Source organism: Paraburkholderia fynbosensis, assembly GCF_902859935.1.
GTDB classification, from domain to species: Bacteria; Pseudomonadota; Gammaproteobacteria; order Burkholderiales; family Burkholderiaceae; genus Paraburkholderia; species Paraburkholderia fynbosensis.
In genome coordinates, this window is the sequence record NZ_CADIKI010000018.1 from 17,966 (window position 1) to 34,103 (window position 16,138).

Below are 16,138 nucleotides of genomic sequence, written 5' to 3' on the forward strand. Positions count from 1 at the left end.
TTGCGCGCGCCGCCCCGTCATGAGCGACTTCTTCCAGTTCATCATCGAAGGGCTGACGACCGGCTCGTTCTATGCCCTCGTCGCCCTCGGCTACACGATGGTCTACGGCATCATCCGGCTGATCAACTTCGCTCATGGCGACCTGTTCATGGTCGGCGCGTTCATCGGCTGGACCGGCCTGATGGTGCTGGCGTCCGCGCATCTGCCGCTTGCGCTGGCGCTGCTGATCGCGCTGGTCGCCGCGATGACGGTCACCGGCGCGCTCGGCCTCCTGATCGAGCGGCTCGCGTATCAGCCGTTGCTGCGCGCACCACGGCTGTCGATTCTGATCACTGCGCTAGGCGTGTCGCTGGCGCTGCAAAATGGCGTGCTGCTGATCTACGGCGCGGGCTTTCGCACCTATCCGCACGTGCTGAGCCAGGCGGGATTCGAACTCCATGGCGTGCAGATCACCTTCGCGCAGATCGGTATTATCGTCGCGAGCCTCGCGCTGATGCTGGCACTGTATTTCTTCGTTCACCATACTTTCCTGGGCACCGCGATGCGCGCGCTGGCGATCGATCAGGACGCCGCGCGCCTGATGGGCATTGACGTCGAGCGCCTGATCCAGCTGACCTTCCTGCTGGGCTCTGTGCTCGCCGCCGTGGCGGGCGTCATGGAGGGGCTTTATTACACGCAGATCAATTTCTTCATGGGCTTCGTGCTAGGCCTGCGCGCATTCACCGCCGCGGTGCTCGGCGGCATCGGCAACATTCCGGGCGCGATGGCCGGCGGCATATTGATCGGCCTGCTCGAGGCCTTCGGCGCCGGCTATGTGTCGTCGCAGTGGACCGACGTGTTCGTCTTCGGCGTGCTGATCGGCGTGCTCGTGATCAAGCCGACCGGGCTGTTCGGCGAACGCGTCGTCGAGAGAATGTAAGCCATGAGCGCCGCCCGGGCTTCCGCGCGTTGGGCCAAGCCTGCCGGTGGCGCGCTGCTGGTCGCCGCCGTGGCGCTGCCCGCTGTCGCGAGCAACTATATCGTCGACGTCGGCCTGACCATCGTCACCTATTCGATCCTCGGTCTCGGGCTGAACGTCGTGGTCGGTTATGCCGGCCTGCTCGATCTGGGCTACGCGGCCTTCTTCGCGATCGGCGCGTACACGACCGCGTTGCTGGAAACCCTGCTGCACTTCTCGTTCTGGGAAACGCTGCCGTTCAGTCTTGCGTTCGCTGGCATGTCGGGCATCGTCATCGGCTATCCGACGCTGCGGCTGCGCAGCGACTATCTGGCGATCGTCACGCTCGGGTTCGGCGAAATCACGCGGATCGTTGCCACCAATCTCGACATCACCGGCGGCCCGAACGGCATTTTCGGCATCGCGAGCCCGAGCCTGTTCGGTTTCGAGATCAGTTCTCCGATGGCGCTGTACGAGCTGGGAATGGTGTTTCTCGTGCTGGTGCTCGTGTTCGCCATACGGCTCGGCCGGTCGCGGTTGGGCCGCGCCTGGACCAGCATCCGCGAGGACGAGGCCGCCGCCGAAGCTGTCGGCGTGCCGACACTGCGCGTGAAGCTGCTCGCCTATGTGATCGGCGCGCTGATCGGCGGGCTGGGAGGCAGCCTGTTCGCGGCCCGCTTCGGCACCATCGACCCAACCGGCTTCACCTATCTGCAGTCCGTCACGATCCTTATCGTCGTCGTACTCGGCGGCCGGGGCAGCATTCCCGGTGTGATCCTCGGCGCCGTCATCGTCGCCGGCCTGCCGGAGATGCTCCGTTTTCTCAATCTGTGGCGCATCTTCGCTTTCGCGATCGGGCTCGTAATCCTGATGTTGCTGAGACCCCAAGGGCTGTGGCCGGCGCCGTTGCGCCGCGTCGCACCGCCGCGCAAAGGCGCCGACGTCGATCGGGCGCCAGTGCCCAGTCACGCCGTCACCGACGAAATCCTGCTGGAAGTGCGCGACATGCAGCGGCGCTTCGGCGGCGTGCTGGCGGTCGGCGGTGTCAGCTTCACGGTGCGCAGCGGCGAGATCGTGAGCCTGATCGGTCCGAACGGCGCGGGCAAGACCACCGTGTTCAACTGCCTGACGGGGGTGATCCGCCTGACCGGCGGCCAGATCGTCTGGTGCGGGCAACGGCTGGCCGGCGGCGCGCCTCATCGCATCGTCCATCAGGGCATGGCGCGCACCTTCCAGGGTATCCGCCTGTTCGGCCAGATGACGGCCTTCGAAAACGTGCTGATCGGCATGGATCACCGGCTTCGAGCCTCGCTTGGCGCCGAGCTTCTGGCTTTGCCGTCCGCGCGTGCCGACGCGGCGGACCATTCGTCCGAGGGCCTGCGCTGGCTCGCCTTCGTCGGGCTGGCGGGCCGCGCGGGCGAGCGCGCGGCGGACCTGCCCTACGGCGACCAGCGCCGGTTGGAGATCGCCCGTGCGCTTGCGAGCAGCCCTCGGCTGCTGCTGCTCGATGAGCCGGCGGCGGGCATGAATCCGACCGAGAAACTCGCGCTAATGGAACTGATCCGGCGAATCCGCGATCATGGCGTGACGGTGCTGCTGATCGAGCACGACATGATGCTGGTGATGGGCGTATCGGACCGGATCATCGTGATGGATCATGGTGTCGTCCTCGCCGAGGGCGAGCCCGCTGCGATCCGGACGGACCCGCGCGTGATCGATGCCTATCTCGGCACGGCCGAAAAGGACGAAGCGAGCGACGATGCTAGCGGGGAGAAATCGCTGTGGGACTCCTAGAAATCCGCGGCCTGCGTGTGAGCTATGGGAATGTCGAAGTGCTGCACGGCATCTCGCTGGACGTCGCACAGGGCGAGATCGTCGCATTGCTCGGCAGCAACGGCGCGGGGAAAACGACCACGCTGCGGGCGATTTCCGGCTTGATCCGGCCGCGGGCCGGCGACATCGCAATGGACGGCCAGCGGCTGACGGGACTGCGCGCCCACCAGATCGTCGCGCTGGGGCTCGGTCATGTGCCGGAGGGACGGCGCATTTTCGGCGCGCTGACGGTAGAGGAAAATCTGCATCTCGGCGGCTATCTGATCCGGCGTGACAGTGCGGCGTTGCAACAGCGAAGGAATCAGCTCTATGCGGCTTTCCCCCGCCTCGGCGAACGGCGCAGCCAGCTGGCAGGCACGCTCAGCGGCGGCGAGCAGCAGATGCTGGCGATCGCCCGCGCGCTGATGCTGCGCCCGCGTATCGTAGTGCTGGACGAACCCTCGATGGGACTTGCGCCGAAGCTGGTCCGCGCGATCTTCGGGATGATCGCCGATATCTGTCACGAAGGCACCTCGATTCTGCTGGTCGAACAGAACGCCCGTCAGGCGCTGCGCATCGCTCATCGGGCCTACGTGCTGGAAAGCGGGCGCATTGCGCTCGCGGGCTCCGCCCGCGAGTTAGCTCAGGATAGCCGGGTCCGCGCGGCCTACCTGGGCGGCAGTGCCGGCGCGGCAGAGTCACCCGCCGACGATTCGAATGACATCGGTTGAAACGGGTCAAACGCAATGGAGGCAAACATGGCAGAGATCGATAAGGACCAGGTCGTCGACGTATTGAACCGGGTGCTGGAGGCCGAACTAGCGGGAGTCATCCGGTATACCCATTACTCATTCCTGGTATTCGGATCTGGCCGCATCCCCATTGTCGCGTGGCTGCGGCAACAGGCGGACGAATCGCTCGTGCACGCGCAGCAGGCCGGCGAATGGATCACCACCCTGGGCGATTATCCGTCTCTCGCGATCGGTCCGCTTCTCGACTCGCACGTCTTCGAAATCGCTTCCATTCTGCGTGAATCGCTCGACGCCGAGCGAGTCGCGCTCGACCTGTACCGGCAACTGATCGCGCTGACGGAAGGTCGCTCGGTCGCGCTGGAAGAATACGCGCGCCAGATGATCCACGTCGAAGAACTGCATGCTGGCGAGGTCGACAAGATGCTGCGCCGCCCCGGCACGATGACCACGCCGCCCGAGCGCGATACGGCGTCGGCTTGAAATTGCAGGAGAATCGATCATGCTGAATTACCCCGCTGCCTATCAGTCCACGAAAGGCTCTGCGCTCGATGTCGATCGGCCGTTCTATCAGCGCATCGCTTCGCAGCAGGACGCCCGCACGCTGGTCCAATCGATCGTCGTGCCGATCCGCTCGGGGCAGGCGTGGACCGTGCCGGCTGGTCACGTGTTTCGGATCGTCACGATCGAAGGTCCGCAGGTTGCCGATCTGAACCTGTGGAACCGGCACGACCCGCGCGAGCGCATGTGGGCATCGCGCACGCGCCAGTTGCAACAGGCGCACGTGAGCACGTTCGACCGTCTATGGTCGACGCTGCCGTTCCTGCGCCCGATGGTGACCATCACCGACGACAGTCTGTCAGATTACGGCGTCGACGAGCACGGCGGCCGTGTTCACGATCTGCTCGGCACGCGCTGCGATCCTTATGTGAACCGGATGCTGACCGGCGAGGATTTTCATTTCCACTGCCACTCCAACCTGACGCGTGCCATCGCCCCGTATGGATTGACCGAGTACGACGTCCACGATGTGCTCAATGTGTTCCAGTGCACCGGCCTGAATCTCGAAGACAAATACTTCATGAAGGCATGCCCGGCAAAGAAAGGCGATTACCTGGAATTCTTCGCGGAGATCGACTTGCTGTGCGCGCTGTCGACTTGTCCGGGCGGCGATCTGTCCGTACCGATGTGGGGGCCCGACGCGCGCGATCCGCTGGACGTGTGCCGGCCGCTCGGCATCGAGGTCTGGCAGCTCGCGCCCCACCTCCTGGAGGGGTGGACACCGCCGGCCGTGGCGGCCTACAAGGGACAGCACGGAATGGTGCTCGATCAGCCGCAATGGAAGTAAGACGGCTGCGGCCCGCATCGCACGATTACCCGGGACGGCAGACAGGACCGATTTCACCAATAATGGCCCCACCTCCCTTACCGTGCGAGGGCGAACATGCGTTATAGCCCCGATGCCATCCGTACGCTCGCCCTGGTCGGGCATGCCGGGTGCGGCAAGACCTCCCTTGTCGAAGCGCTGCTGTACCACGGCGGCGCACTCCATGCGCCCGGCAGCGTGGAGCGCGGAACGACCGTCGGCGATTTCGACGCGCTCGAACGGAAGTATCACCACTCGCTGAACTCTTCCGTCACTCACCTGCATTACCGCGACACACGCATTTACCTGCTCGATACGCCCGGCTATTCCGACTTTTCGGGGCCGTCGATCAGCGCGCTGCAAGCCGTCGAGACGGTTGCCGTCGTCATCAATGCGCAGACCGGCATTGAAATGACTTCCCGGCGCATGATGAGTTGGGCGGGCGAACGCAAGCTTTGCAGGATGATCATCGTGAACGGTATCGATGGAGAAAAGGTCGACCTTCCGGGCCTGCTCACGCAGATCCAGCAGACGTTCGGTATGGAATGCCTGCCCATCAACCTGCCGGCGCAGCGCGGCCATCAGGTGGTGGACTGTTTTTTCGAACCTGCCGGCGACGCGGATTTCCTGTCCGTGGAGGCCGCGCACAATGCGCTGGTCGATCAGGTGGTGGAGATCGACCCGGCCCTGATGGAGCTCTACCTGGAACAAGGCGAGGCCATCCGTGCGGAGCAGTTGCACGAGCCTTTCGAACGGGCGTTGCGCGAAGGTCATCTGGTGCCGGTCTGCTTCACGTCAGCGGCCAATGGCGCCGGCGTTGCGGAACTGCTCGACGTGTTGGTTCAGCTTCTGCCCAATCCGATGGAAGGCAACCCGCCGCTCTTCTACCGCGATCTCGGCGGCGGCCGCAAGGAAGTCGTGCACGCCGAACCGGTCGCCGACAAGCACGTGTTGGCCCACACCTTCAAGATCGTGGTCGATCCTTACATCGGCAAGATGGCCGTGTTCCGCATCCACCAAGGTACGGTCGAGCGTGACAGCCAACTCTATATCGGTGACAAGCGGCAGCCGTTTCGCGTCGCTCATCTGTTGATGTTGCAGGGCAAGGAACATGTGGACGTGCTGCGCGCCGGTCCAGGCGATATCTGCGCGGTGGCCAAGGCCGACGAGATCAGCCTCGATGCCGTGCTGCACGACGCGCCCGAGGACGGCAACATTCACCTCGTCGCGCCGAACTTCCCGATGCCCATCTACGGCCTCGCGATCGAGCCGGCACGCCGCGGGCACGAGCAGCGGCTCTGGGAAGCGCTGCAGACGCTAACCGCGGAAGACCCGTGTCTGCGTATCGAACGGGAAGCCAACACCAACGAGACCGTGGTTCGAGGCCTCGGCGAGCTGCACCTGCGCTACATGCTGGAGCGGCTGTCGGATCTGTACAAGCTCGAAGTCGTCACGCGGCCGCCGAAAATTGCCTATCGGGAGACCGTCGGCAGCAGCGCCGACGGGCACTGCCGCCACAAGAAGCAAACCGGCGGCGCCGGACAGTTCGGTGAAGTGATGCTGCGCGTAGACCCGCTGCCGCGCGGCACGGGTTTCGAATTCGTCGACGCGGTCAAGGGCGGCGCAATCCCAGGCCAGTTCATTCCCGCGGTGGAAAAAGGCATTCTTCAGGCGATCGAGAGCGGGCCGCTTGCCGGCGTTCCAATGCAGGACGTGCGGGTCACGGTCCTCGACGGCAAGAGCCATTCGGTCGACTCCAAGGAAGTGGCATTCGTGACCGCCGGGCGCAAAGCGTTCATCGACGCGGTGCTCAAAGCCCAGCCCATCGTGCTCGAACCGATCGTCGACATCGAGGTGACGACGCCAGAACCCGCAATGGGCGACATCATCGGCGATCTGTCTTCGAGACGCGGCCAGGTTCATGGCTCCCGCCCGGTCGGCGGGGATGCCGTGGTCGTTGTGGGGCAGGTGCCGCTTGCCGAACTCAACGACTATCAGTCTCGCCTGAACGCGATCGCTGGCGGACACGGCAGCTACAGTATTCAACTGAGCCACTACGCGCCGGTGCCCGTTGCCACGCAGGAATCGCTGGTGGCGCAGCATAAGCGCCGGAGCGACGCCGCGCTGTCGTGAAGGCTTCGCCCCTTGCATCTGAGGACAACATGAAAGTTATCGTGCTCGGCGGCGGGGTTGTCGGCGTGACAACCGCATACCAGTTACAGAACGATGGCTGTGACGTCGTGATCGTCGAGCGGCAGCCTTTGGTCGCAGCGGAAACGAGCTGGGGTAACGCGGGAATGATCGCTCCCGGGCATTCGTTCGTGTGGTCCTCGCCCAAAGCGCCAATGATTCTGCTCAAATCGCTGGTCTTCAAGGATCAGGCGTTGCGCTTCAAATTTTCGGCGGATCCCAGGCTTTATAGCTGGTCGTGGCGCTTCCTGATGGAATGCACATCGACGAAGGCGCGCCGCAATACGCTGCTCAAGCACCGGCTGGCCGCGTACTCGCAACGCGTGCTGCAGCAGGTGATCGCCAGGGAGGCGATCGAATACGATCGAAACGACCGCGGAATTCTGTATTTTCATCGTACGCAGGAAGCGCTGGACCACGGAGTCGCACAGATGAAGTTGCTGGAGTCCGATGGGCAAGTCATCCGGGTGCTCAGCCGCGATCAGGTCGTCGCGGTCGATCCGTCCCTGGCTTCGGCAAAACACGGAATAGCCGGCGCCATTTACTGCCCGACCGACGAAACCGGCGACCCCGCAAAATTCACCCGCGCCCTGGCGGAAAAGATCGTCGCGCGCGGCGGTACGCTCTTGACCGACACCGCCGTCAGCGGCTTCGAAACAGCCGGGCAGAACGTGGCGGGCGTCAGAACGGATCGGGGCCTTGTCACAGGCGACGCGTATGTGCTCGCACTGGGTTCGTACAGTCCGCTTCTTGGCCGGCAGATCGGCATCGATCTGCCGATCTACCCGATCAAGGGATACTCGCTCACGATTCCCATCGATGGCCAGCCGTTGCCCCCCACCGTTGCGGCGGTCGACGAGCACAATCTCGTCGCTATTTCGCGCTTCGGCGACCGGATCCGGGTCACCGCGACGGCGGAGTTTGCCGGTTACGACACGAGCCACAAACCGTCTGACTTCGCGTTTATGAAGCGCGTGACGCGGGAGCTCTACCCTGCCGGGGGCAACTACGATCGCGCCGAAATGTGGGCCGGGCTCAGGCCGATGACGCCAACGAATCTGCCGTTTTTGGGCCGCAGCAAGTATCGCAATCTCTACCTGAACACCGGTCACGGTCATATCGGCTGGACCATGTCCCACGGCTCGGCCCGAATCACGGCCGATCTGATCGCGGGGCGAGCGCCTGCCATTCCGACGGTGGGGCTGCTTTGCGACTGATGATCAAGTCTCCTTTGATGCATGCCGTATCAACTCAGATCTCCGCGATGACCAGCCCGGTGCGTGGCCGGCCTCACTGCGTTCGGTGCGGAACATCGTTGGGGAAGGGATACGGTGCATGTGGTCCCGGCCATTCTGGCGCGGGCGGTCCGCTCAACGCGGCACAACCACTGCAGCCAAAAAGAACGATCCCCGCCAGCAAACCGGTCGCAACCTCGCGCAGCATCGCTCGCATGCCCACGTTGCACCTCCACGCCCATCACTCTCGTACGGTTGGACTCGCCATTGCCGCACGGGTTGCACTGCCATGTCGTGCGCACCGTCATGCGCACACGGGCGAAAGTGTGGAAACTCACTCAGCCCCCTTCCCGGTCTTCAGGCTGGCAGAGGCGAGCGGCTCTGTCATCCGGAACACCGCGACCGCGCGGTCGAGCACGCCCACCTGCTCCTGCAGCGACGCCGCAGCCGCCGCGGCCTAAGCGACGATCAGTTCCCTGGGCATTGTCAAGCTGACGACGCGGGCATGTACCAATGCAGTATGTGTAGGGTTCCTGTTGATTAGCGAGCGATGTCAGTCGGCTCACCGACGGTCCACTGGAACCACCTGGCCAGGCGTGCCCGCAGTTGTGAGCGATGGTCACCTGCACTCATCCTGTGCCGGGGCAGCACGAAGTGCTGACGGATCGGGCCGAAGTTCGACAGAAGCGCTGCGTGCGCCGCGGGTCACGGAAACCGTGCATCTGACGCTCACGCCGACGCGTCGGCTGGTGGCTATTCTCCGCGCGGTTATTGGCCGGGGCCGAGGCCTTCACGAAGACGTGCTTCACATCGGCCGGCTGCGGCAACTCGGCCTTTGCGCCGGATAGCTGCGCAGCAGATGGCGGCAATCCGCTGGTCCAGTTTCGTGAGCCCGCTCCACTGCTCACCCCGCGTATGGGTTAGTGGGGAAAAGGCCGCGCCGCCCTCTCAACGCGATGCCCGATGTACCTGCAATGGCCGCCGAGCCCCTTCTTTGGTGAGCAGCCCCGCAAACTCGCGATTTGCGTCGTGCGGAACTCTACAATCTGCTCGCGCATCCGGTGCAGCGACAGCATCGCCTGCCCATGTCGGTCGTCACCACGGAGTTTGTGAATCCACGCGGTGACGTCAACTGCCTGACAGCACAGACCTTACGTGAGGTAATAGACGGCAGCAGAACACGGCACTATCTCGTGTCGGCATCAAGTGCAATGTCGGCCGCGTGAGCTCGGATTCGTTCAGACTCCATGTCCAATGACTGGCATGTCCAGTAGTAGATACCCGCCGACACCACAAGCCCGACGATCATGCCGACATCTGTGCCGCCAAGGAGACGTGCGACGGGACCGGTATAGATTCCATTCGAGAAGAACGGAATCATCGCTGTAAATCCCACGAAATACGCCGTCAGCCCGCGCCAGTTCCACCGCCCGTACATTCCATCCGGGTTGAAGATTTCCCTGACCGAATAAGTGGTCTTGCGCACAAGGTAGAAGTCGACAAGGTTGATCGCTGTCCACGGGGTGAACAGATACAGGAGGATGCCAAGGAAGTCGCCGAATTTCGCCATGAAGTCGCCCGACGCGCCCAGTGCAATGAGCGTCGCCGAGACAGCGACAATCGCAAGGCTGACGAAACGGGTCGTTGTGGTGGGACGCGACGGTCGGAACGAATCGGCAATGCTCAGCAGCGTGAGCGACGCCCCGTAGAAGTTAAGACTCGTCATGGTCAACAACGTTGCCAAGGACAACACGAGAGTCACCGTGCCGAGCCCCGGATAGATCGAGTCGCCCACGACCTGGACCGCTGCTGAAATATCGAGCTTCGCATACATCGCGGCGGCCGCCGTGCCGACGAGCATCATCCAGGTGCCCCCTATGTATGCGCCGAGATAGGTCCACCAGAACGACGCACGGACACCAACGTTCGCCGGCAGATAACGCGAATAGTCAGACACGTAGATTGACCAACTCAATTGGTACGCTGCCGCTGCAAAGAGTTGCGCGAAGAAAGGGATCGTCCTGAAACCACTCAGACTGAATTGCGACGCGTCGAAGTGGACGCAGAATATCAAGCCCGTAGAAAACATTGTCAGCACGACAATCATCGCTGCGGCAAGCCACTGCTGTGCCTTATGAATCAAATCATGTCCGAGGAATGCGACCGTAAGTGCCAGCACGGTGAATATGGCCAGGCTGCCTTTGGCGCCGACATGGACCAGGTGATGAACCGTATCACCGGCAAGCACCTGATTGAATGCGTTGTAACCGACGTAGGTCACAAGCGCGACGACCCAGACGAGAAGCGCCCCCATGTAGCCGAACTGGGGACGCGACTGGATCATCTGTGGCAGGCCAAGTTGCGGACCTTGGGTCGAATGGAATGCCATGAAGAACGAACCCAGCGCGGAACCAAACACAACCGCGAGTGCTGTGCACAGAAAGTTGGCGCCCATGGTACTGCCGATCGCTCCCACTGCAAGCGTCGCGATCTGCGCGTTGCCGGAGAACCAGATCGGCCCCAGGTGCCAAACCTTCCCATGCCGTTCGGACGACGGTACATAGCCAATTGAACGCCGCTCGACTGCCAGACGGGCTTTCGGTCGCGCCAGGGAAATGGGCGAGGTAGTCTGCTGCATGTTTGTCTCCAACTCTTTTGATATAGGCGTGATGTAAAGGCACCGTTCGCTCACGCGTAACCTACCCTTGAACGTACGCGGTGATCATCCGTGTAGCTCGAAAGTGCTCGCGTCAGAGATTGTCGCGGTCCAGACCAATGCTTCGTTTTCTGATCGCCCACGCAACCGACCGTCGGGCAGCTTCGTGGCCAGCGGGACTACTTCGTCGAAGCCAATTTCGCTGGAAATCAGAGAGAACTCTGACAGGCCGAGGTCAGTCCCGGGACGCATCCCGCCGTCTTGGCTTCTCGCTTTCTATCCATGCGAATCATCTCACTCGCGCGCTCTGCGATCATCAATGTTGGCGAGTTAGTGTTGCCCGAGGTGATCGTCGGCATGATCGAAGCGTCGACCACCCGTAAGCCGTTCACACCATGCACGCGAAGACGGGAATCGACCACGGAGTCCGGATCGTCCGCCATACCCATTCGGCAGGTTCCGACCGGGTGAAAGATGGTTGTTCCCACGTCGCCGGCCGCATGCCGCAATTCATCTTCGGTCTGGAATTGGATTCCAGGGAGAATTTCCTGTGGCCGAAAACGCTCAAGCGCGGGCGCCGACACAATGCGCCGGGTCAGCCGCAGGGCGTTTGCCGCGACATGACGGTCCTCCTCGGTCGAAAGGTAGTTGGGCGCAATTCTCGGTGCCATCGCCGGATCACTCGACGTGATGTGCACGCTGCCCCGTGAGGACGGCCGCAACTGACAAACCGACGCGGTGAACGCGTCGAACGGATGCAACGGTTCTCCGAACCGTTCGAGTGACAGGGGCTGTACATGGTACTGAACGTCAGGTCGCGTCAGCGTTCCATCATTCGGATCGGATTTTGCAAACACGCCGAGCTGCGACGGCGCCATCGCCATCGGCCCACTTCTGAACATGCCATATTCGAGGCCGATCTTGAGTTTTCCCCACCAGTGAGCGCTGAGGGTATTCAATGTCCGTACGCCCTGCACCTTGAATGCCATGCGCAACTGCAAATGATCCTGCAGATTTTCGCCGACACCCGGAAGATCTTTGACCACCCCAATTCCATGCTTTGCCAGCCGAGCGGCACTTCCGATTCCCGACAATTCCAGCAATTGGGGAGAGTTGACGGCCCCTGCACAGAGAATCACTTCGCGCCGCGCTCTCGCCATACGCGGCTCGTCGCCGAGGCGGAACTCGATGCCGGTACACTGGTTATTCTCGAACATCAGTCGTCGTGTCTGCGCATTCGTGAGAACCGTCAGGTTCCCGCGCTTTGCTGCAGGTCGAAGATAGGCTTTCGACGCATTCCACCGGATGCCGTGTTTTTGATTGACGTCGAAATACCCGACTCCGGTGTTGTCACCTCTATTGAAATCGTCCGTCGCTGGTATACCTGTCTGTTGCGCCGCTTCGGAAAATGTCTCGAGAATGTCCCATTTCAACCGCTGCTTCTCCACACGCCACGGCCCGCCAGCACCGTGAGCACCACTTGCACCAGCATGGAAGTCCTCGCTCTTCCTGAACGTCTCGAGGACAGTCTCCCACCGCCATGACGAATCGCCGGCTATGCGAGCCCATTCGTCGTAATCCTCACTCTGACCGCGCATGTAGATCATGCCGTTAATCGACGAGCAGCCGCCAAGGACCCGGCCTCGCGGATAGGCTAACGCCCTGCCGTTCAACCCTGCCTCAACGCACGTCTTGTAGCGCCAATCGGTCCGCGAATTTCCAATGCAGTAGAGATAGCCGACCGGGATATGAATCCAATGGTAGTCATCCTTTCCACCTGCCTCGATCAGCAGTACCGACACGTCTTCATCTTCGCTCAAACGGCTTGCGACCACGCAACCCGCCGTACCTGCGCCAATCACGATATAGTCGAATTCACCCACTGACTGCTTCGAGCTGGCTCCTTTGATTTTTCCTTCCGACATCTTGCCTCCTTGTATCTGTGCATATCGATTCCTGGCCGTTTTGGCACCCTGTCGCTCCGACAACATCCGATGCATGGGTGCCGACAACGTCAGATCGACGTCTGCTTTGCTACGGATCTGGACCGCAACCATTCCATGGTGATAAGCAGCAGACTTGAAAAGACGATAAAAATTGATGCAAGCGCAGCGACCGTTGGCGTGATGTTTTCACGAATCCCGATGAACATCTGGAGGGGGAGCGTTCCCTGCGTCGGGCCGGCGATGAACATGGTGATCACGACGTCGTCCAGCGACGTAGCAAACGCAAACAGCGCTCCAGAAATCACACCGGGTGCGATGATCGGCAAAGTAACCCGAAAGAACGTTCGGACCGGCGACGCGCCCAGACTCAGGCTGGCTCGTACGTAGTTCTGGTTGAAGCCGGCAAGCGTTGCGTTTACCGTGATCACGACAAACGGCGCGGCGATCACTACATGCCCGAAAATCAGGCCAGCATACGTCCCGGCCAATCCCCAGCGGGCAAACAACAGATACATCCCCACTCCGGTGACGATCACCGGGACGATCATTGGTGAGATCAGGACGGCGACCAGTAATCCCTTTCCCTTGAACGACGCCCTGTTCAATCCTAATGCAGCCAACGTCCCGAGTACGGTCGCGACTATCGTGGCGATCGGCGTCACGATAAAGCTGTTGGCGCCGGCACGCGCCCAGTCTGTTGACGTGAACAGATCGTGATACCACCTGAACGAGAACCCGTGGATCGGATAGACGAGAAACGAGTTTTCGTTAAACGAAAGCGGAATGATCACCAATATAGGCAAGACCAGAAACACAAGAATCAGTACATTCGCCGATCGCAAGGCGTAATGCCATACGACTTCCGGCGTCGACACATAGGGGGCGAAACGCGGCATGTTGGTTTTCATGATGCTAGACCACCTTGATTTCTGTTCCGACGATCTTTCGATAGAGTGCAAAGAGAATCAGCGTCACAAGGAGGAGGACTGCACCGAGCGCGCACGCCATCCCCCAATTCAGTGCCACATTGGTGAAATATGCGATGTAGTAGCTGACCATCTGATCCCCCGCCCCGCCGAGCAGGGCCGGGGTGATGTAGTAGCCCAACGCGGTAATGAACACCAGCAGACCGCCCGCCCCAACGCCAGGAAGCGTCTGTGGCACGTAGACTTTCCAGAATGCCCCGAAGGGGTGGCTCCCGAGCGAGATCGCGGCCTTTGTATAGCTCGCAGGGACGGATTTCATCACGCTGTAGAGCGGCAAAATCATGAATGGCAGGAGGATGTGGGTCATGGCAATCAGGACCCCTGTCCTGTTGAACAGGAGCGGCAATGGCGTCGAAATGACATGCAGCGCCATCAACGCCTTGTTGACGAGACCCTCGCCCTGGAGAATCACGATCCATGCAGAAATCCGTACGAGGATCGAGGTCCAGAACGGCAGAAGCACCAGAATCATCACGAGATTGGCCTTGCGAGCTGGCAGAACCGAGATCCAGTAGGCGAGCGGGTAACCCAGCAAAAGCGCCGCGAGCGTCACGAATCCGCTGATCGCAAAGGTCCGCATGAACACGGAGCGATATGCCGACGCGCCGTTATCGACCGGCACGATCCGACCATCGGAACTTTCCCGATAGTCGATCGTGGCAAGGAGATACTGGCTTGTGTAACGGGACGACTCGCTGGCTATCGCCCGCCAGTAACTCGAGTCCCCCCAGCGCGGATCGATTTCGATCAGGCGTTTCTTCATCTCCTGCGCAGAAATCGCTGCATCGTTATCGCCGAAAGGAAGCGCGCTGGCCGTCTTGTAAAACAACGAGCGAAAACCATCCTTCCGCCCGTTCAGCCGACCGGCTGCGGTGCCCGCATCGTTATTTCCGCCGTTGCTTTCCACGTCGAGCACCAATGCACGATAGGCGTCATCTGGAACAGGTGACTTGCCACCCCAATGTCTTAATGCCGAGGTTGTTTTCGGCAATGCATCAATCACCTCAGGATTTTGAACCGATCGAGAGATCATCGACGCAACCGGCATCACAAACACCAGCAGAATAAAGATAGCAAGCGGCGCTACCAGCGCAAACGCTACGACTTCCTTGCGGAATTGGACGACTCGCAGCGACCTCTTGAGCTTACGCGTGTCCCAGCTCTGTTGCTGAGAAGTGATGGTACTCATACATCCTCCCTTTTCCGTTACCTGGCAGCCCACGCAGTAAAGCGTTGCTCTAGCGCATCGCCATGGTCGGTCCAGAATTCGACGCTATTAGGAATAGCTGTGTTACCGTTCTGAGCTGAATTGGGAAGCGCTGCCAGAGTCGCGGCGTCAAGCAATTTGAGCGCAGCCTTGTTGGTTGGGCCGTACGGGATTTGCTGCGCGAACGCGGCTTGCGGCTGAGGCTTCAGTACATACGAAATGTATTTTTGGGCCGTATCCTTGTTCTTCGAACCCTTCGGAATAACGAAGAAATCCAGTTCATAGATACTTTGATCCCAGGCAATGGCGAGATTTTTATTCCCTTCTCGTTCCGCTGCGTCGATGCGCCCGTTATAAGCGGTCGACATGGCAACATCTCCCGCAATCAGGAACTGCGGAGGCTGAGCGCCAGCTTCCCACCACTGAATATGGGGTTTGAGTTCGTCCATTTTTCTGAACGCCCGCTCGACGCCTGTGGGTGTGCTGAGTACGGTGTAGACATCCTTCGGTGCCACCCCATCCGCCATTAACGCGAATTCCAGGTTATAGCGGGCCTCCTTCTTCATTCCCCGCTTTCCCGGGAATTTCTTCACATCCCAGAAGTCCTTCCAGCCGTGCGGCGTGCTCCTGCTCAGCGCGGGGTTGTACGCGAGTACGGTCGACCACACAAACGTTCCTGCTGCGCACGGTGTCGCAGCCCCGGCCATCAGGTCACCCTTGCTGGCGATCTTCGACCAGTCGAGCTTCTCGAAGAGACCATCCTGGCAACCACGACCGACGTCTGCCGACTCGACCTCTACGACATCCCACGTGACATTCCTGGCCTCGACCATGGCTTTTACCTTCGCCATCTCGCCCGTGTACTGAATGGCGTTCGTCGCAATGCCGCTCTCCTTCGAGAACGGGTCCACCCATGCCGCCTTTTGAGCATTACCGTCGGCCCCGCCGTAGTTGACGGTCGTGAGCGCACCGGCAAAAGCCGCAGTTGACAAGCATGCCAGCACCGCGGCGCAGATCATTTTCGAGTTCGATTTCATTGTCTCCTCCTACTGTG

General features: G+C 61.1%; 12 protein-coding genes and 1 pseudogene. 7 read left to right on the top strand and 6 right to left on the bottom strand.

Going from position 1 to position 16,138, the window contains the following annotated elements:
- Nucleotides 1-19: 19 nt before the first annotated feature.
- From HV770_RS26210 to HV770_RS26240, 7 genes are all read left to right on the top strand, one after another.
- The gene (locus HV770_RS26210) at nucleotides 20-919 is read left to right on the top strand and encodes a branched-chain amino acid ABC transporter permease (protein ID WP_175164452.1); all 900 of its coding nucleotides are present in this window, start codon (nucleotides 20-22) and stop codon (nucleotides 917-919) included.
- A 3-nt stretch (nucleotides 920-922) separates the two neighbouring features.
- Nucleotides 923-2,731, top strand: a complete 1,809-nt coding sequence (locus HV770_RS26215) for a branched-chain amino acid ABC transporter ATP-binding protein/permease (protein ID WP_175164460.1) — start codon at nucleotides 923-925, stop codon at nucleotides 2,729-2,731.
- Entirely contained in the window at nucleotides 2,719-3,480 is a 762-nt protein-coding gene (locus HV770_RS26220; protein WP_175164462.1) for an ABC transporter ATP-binding protein, read from the top strand. The genes HV770_RS26215 and HV770_RS26220 overlap by 13 nt, the downstream gene beginning before the upstream one ends.
- Nucleotides 3,481-3,507: 27 nt before the next feature.
- The gene (locus HV770_RS26225; protein ID WP_175164464.1) at nucleotides 3,508-3,981 is read left to right on the top strand and encodes a ferritin-like domain-containing protein; all 474 of its coding nucleotides are present in this window, start codon (nucleotides 3,508-3,510) and stop codon (nucleotides 3,979-3,981) included.
- A gap of 19 nt (nucleotides 3,982-4,000) precedes the next feature.
- Nucleotides 4,001-4,846: an urea carboxylase-associated family protein gene (locus tag HV770_RS26230; protein WP_175164466.1), complete on the top strand. Its 846-nt coding sequence runs from the start codon at nucleotides 4,001-4,003 to the stop codon at nucleotides 4,844-4,846.
- A gap of 96 nt (nucleotides 4,847-4,942) precedes the next feature.
- Nucleotides 4,943-6,997 carry an elongation factor G gene (gene fusA, locus HV770_RS26235; RefSeq protein ID WP_175164468.1) on the top strand — a complete coding sequence of 685 codons (2,055 nt, stop codon included), beginning with the start codon at nucleotides 4,943-4,945 and terminating at the stop codon, nucleotides 6,995-6,997.
- 29 nt (nucleotides 6,998-7,026) lie between these two features.
- On the top strand, nucleotides 7,027-8,271 hold the full coding sequence (locus HV770_RS26240; RefSeq protein ID WP_175164470.1) for a D-amino acid dehydrogenase: 1,245 nt from the start codon (nucleotides 7,027-7,029) through the stop codon (nucleotides 8,269-8,271).
- Nucleotides 8,272-8,829: 558 nt separating this feature from the next.
- On the opposite strand, the pseudogene HV770_RS26245 reads toward HV770_RS26240, so the two are convergent.
- The 6 genes and pseudogenes from HV770_RS26245 to HV770_RS26270 form a co-directional block, all read right to left on the bottom strand.
- Nucleotides 8,830-9,092 (bottom strand): annotated as a pseudogene (locus HV770_RS26245) (IS6 family transposase); the annotation flags it as partial.
- A 383-nt stretch (nucleotides 9,093-9,475) separates the two neighbouring features.
- The gene (locus HV770_RS26250) at nucleotides 9,476-10,927 is read right to left on the bottom strand and encodes a purine-cytosine permease family protein (RefSeq protein WP_175164472.1); all 1,452 of its coding nucleotides are present in this window, start codon (nucleotides 10,925-10,927) and stop codon (nucleotides 9,476-9,478) included.
- Nucleotides 10,928-11,154: 227 nt separating this feature from the next.
- Nucleotides 11,155-12,870, bottom strand: a complete 1,716-nt coding sequence (locus HV770_RS26255) for a GMC family oxidoreductase (RefSeq protein WP_175164474.1) — start codon at nucleotides 12,868-12,870, stop codon at nucleotides 11,155-11,157.
- Nucleotides 12,871-12,959: 89 nt separating this feature from the next.
- Nucleotides 12,960-13,799 carry an ABC transporter permease gene (locus tag HV770_RS26260; protein WP_175164476.1) on the bottom strand — a complete coding sequence of 280 codons (840 nt, stop codon included), beginning with the start codon at nucleotides 13,797-13,799 and terminating at the stop codon, nucleotides 12,960-12,962.
- A gap of 4 nt (nucleotides 13,800-13,803) precedes the next feature.
- Nucleotides 13,804-15,066 carry an ABC transporter permease gene (locus HV770_RS26265; RefSeq protein WP_175164478.1) on the bottom strand — a complete coding sequence of 421 codons (1,263 nt, stop codon included), beginning with the start codon at nucleotides 15,064-15,066 and terminating at the stop codon, nucleotides 13,804-13,806.
- Nucleotides 15,067-15,083: 17 nt separating this feature from the next.
- Complete coding sequence (locus tag HV770_RS26270) at nucleotides 15,084-16,121, bottom strand: ABC transporter substrate-binding protein (protein WP_175164480.1); 1,038 nt, start codon at nucleotides 16,119-16,121, stop codon at nucleotides 15,084-15,086.
- Nucleotides 16,122-16,138: the final 17 nt, after the last annotated feature.

Bases quoted from the DNA above. Each gene is read 5' to 3' on its own strand.
- HV770_RS26210 (WP_175164452.1), top strand. From the start codon at position 20: ATGAGCGACTTCTTCCAGTTCATCATCGAAGGGCTGACGACCGGCTCG.
- HV770_RS26215 (WP_175164460.1), top strand. From the start codon at position 923: ATGAGCGCCGCCCGGGCTTCCGCGCGTTGGGCCAAGCCTGCCGGTGGC.
- HV770_RS26225 (WP_175164464.1), top strand. From the start codon at position 3,508: ATGGCAGAGATCGATAAGGACCAGGTCGTCGACGTATTGAACCGGGTG.
- HV770_RS26230 (WP_175164466.1), top strand. From the start codon at position 4,001: ATGCTGAATTACCCCGCTGCCTATCAGTCCACGAAAGGCTCTGCGCTC.
- fusA (WP_175164468.1), top strand. From the start codon at position 4,943: ATGCGTTATAGCCCCGATGCCATCCGTACGCTCGCCCTGGTCGGGCAT.
- HV770_RS26240 (WP_175164470.1), top strand. From the start codon at position 7,027: ATGAAAGTTATCGTGCTCGGCGGCGGGGTTGTCGGCGTGACAACCGCA.
- HV770_RS26250 (WP_175164472.1), bottom strand. From the start codon at position 10,927: ATGCAGCAGACTACCTCGCCCATTTCCCTGGCGCGACCGAAAGCCCGT.
- HV770_RS26255 (WP_175164474.1), bottom strand. From the start codon at position 12,870: ATGTCGGAAGGAAAAATCAAAGGAGCCAGCTCGAAGCAGTCAGTGGGT.
- HV770_RS26260 (WP_175164476.1), bottom strand. From the start codon at position 13,799: ATGAAAACCAACATGCCGCGTTTCGCCCCCTATGTGTCGACGCCGGAA.
- HV770_RS26265 (WP_175164478.1), bottom strand. From the start codon at position 15,066: ATGAGTACCATCACTTCTCAGCAACAGAGCTGGGACACGCGTAAGCTC.
- HV770_RS26270 (WP_175164480.1), bottom strand. From the start codon at position 16,121: ATGAAATCGAACTCGAAAATGATCTGCGCCGCGGTGCTGGCATGCTTG.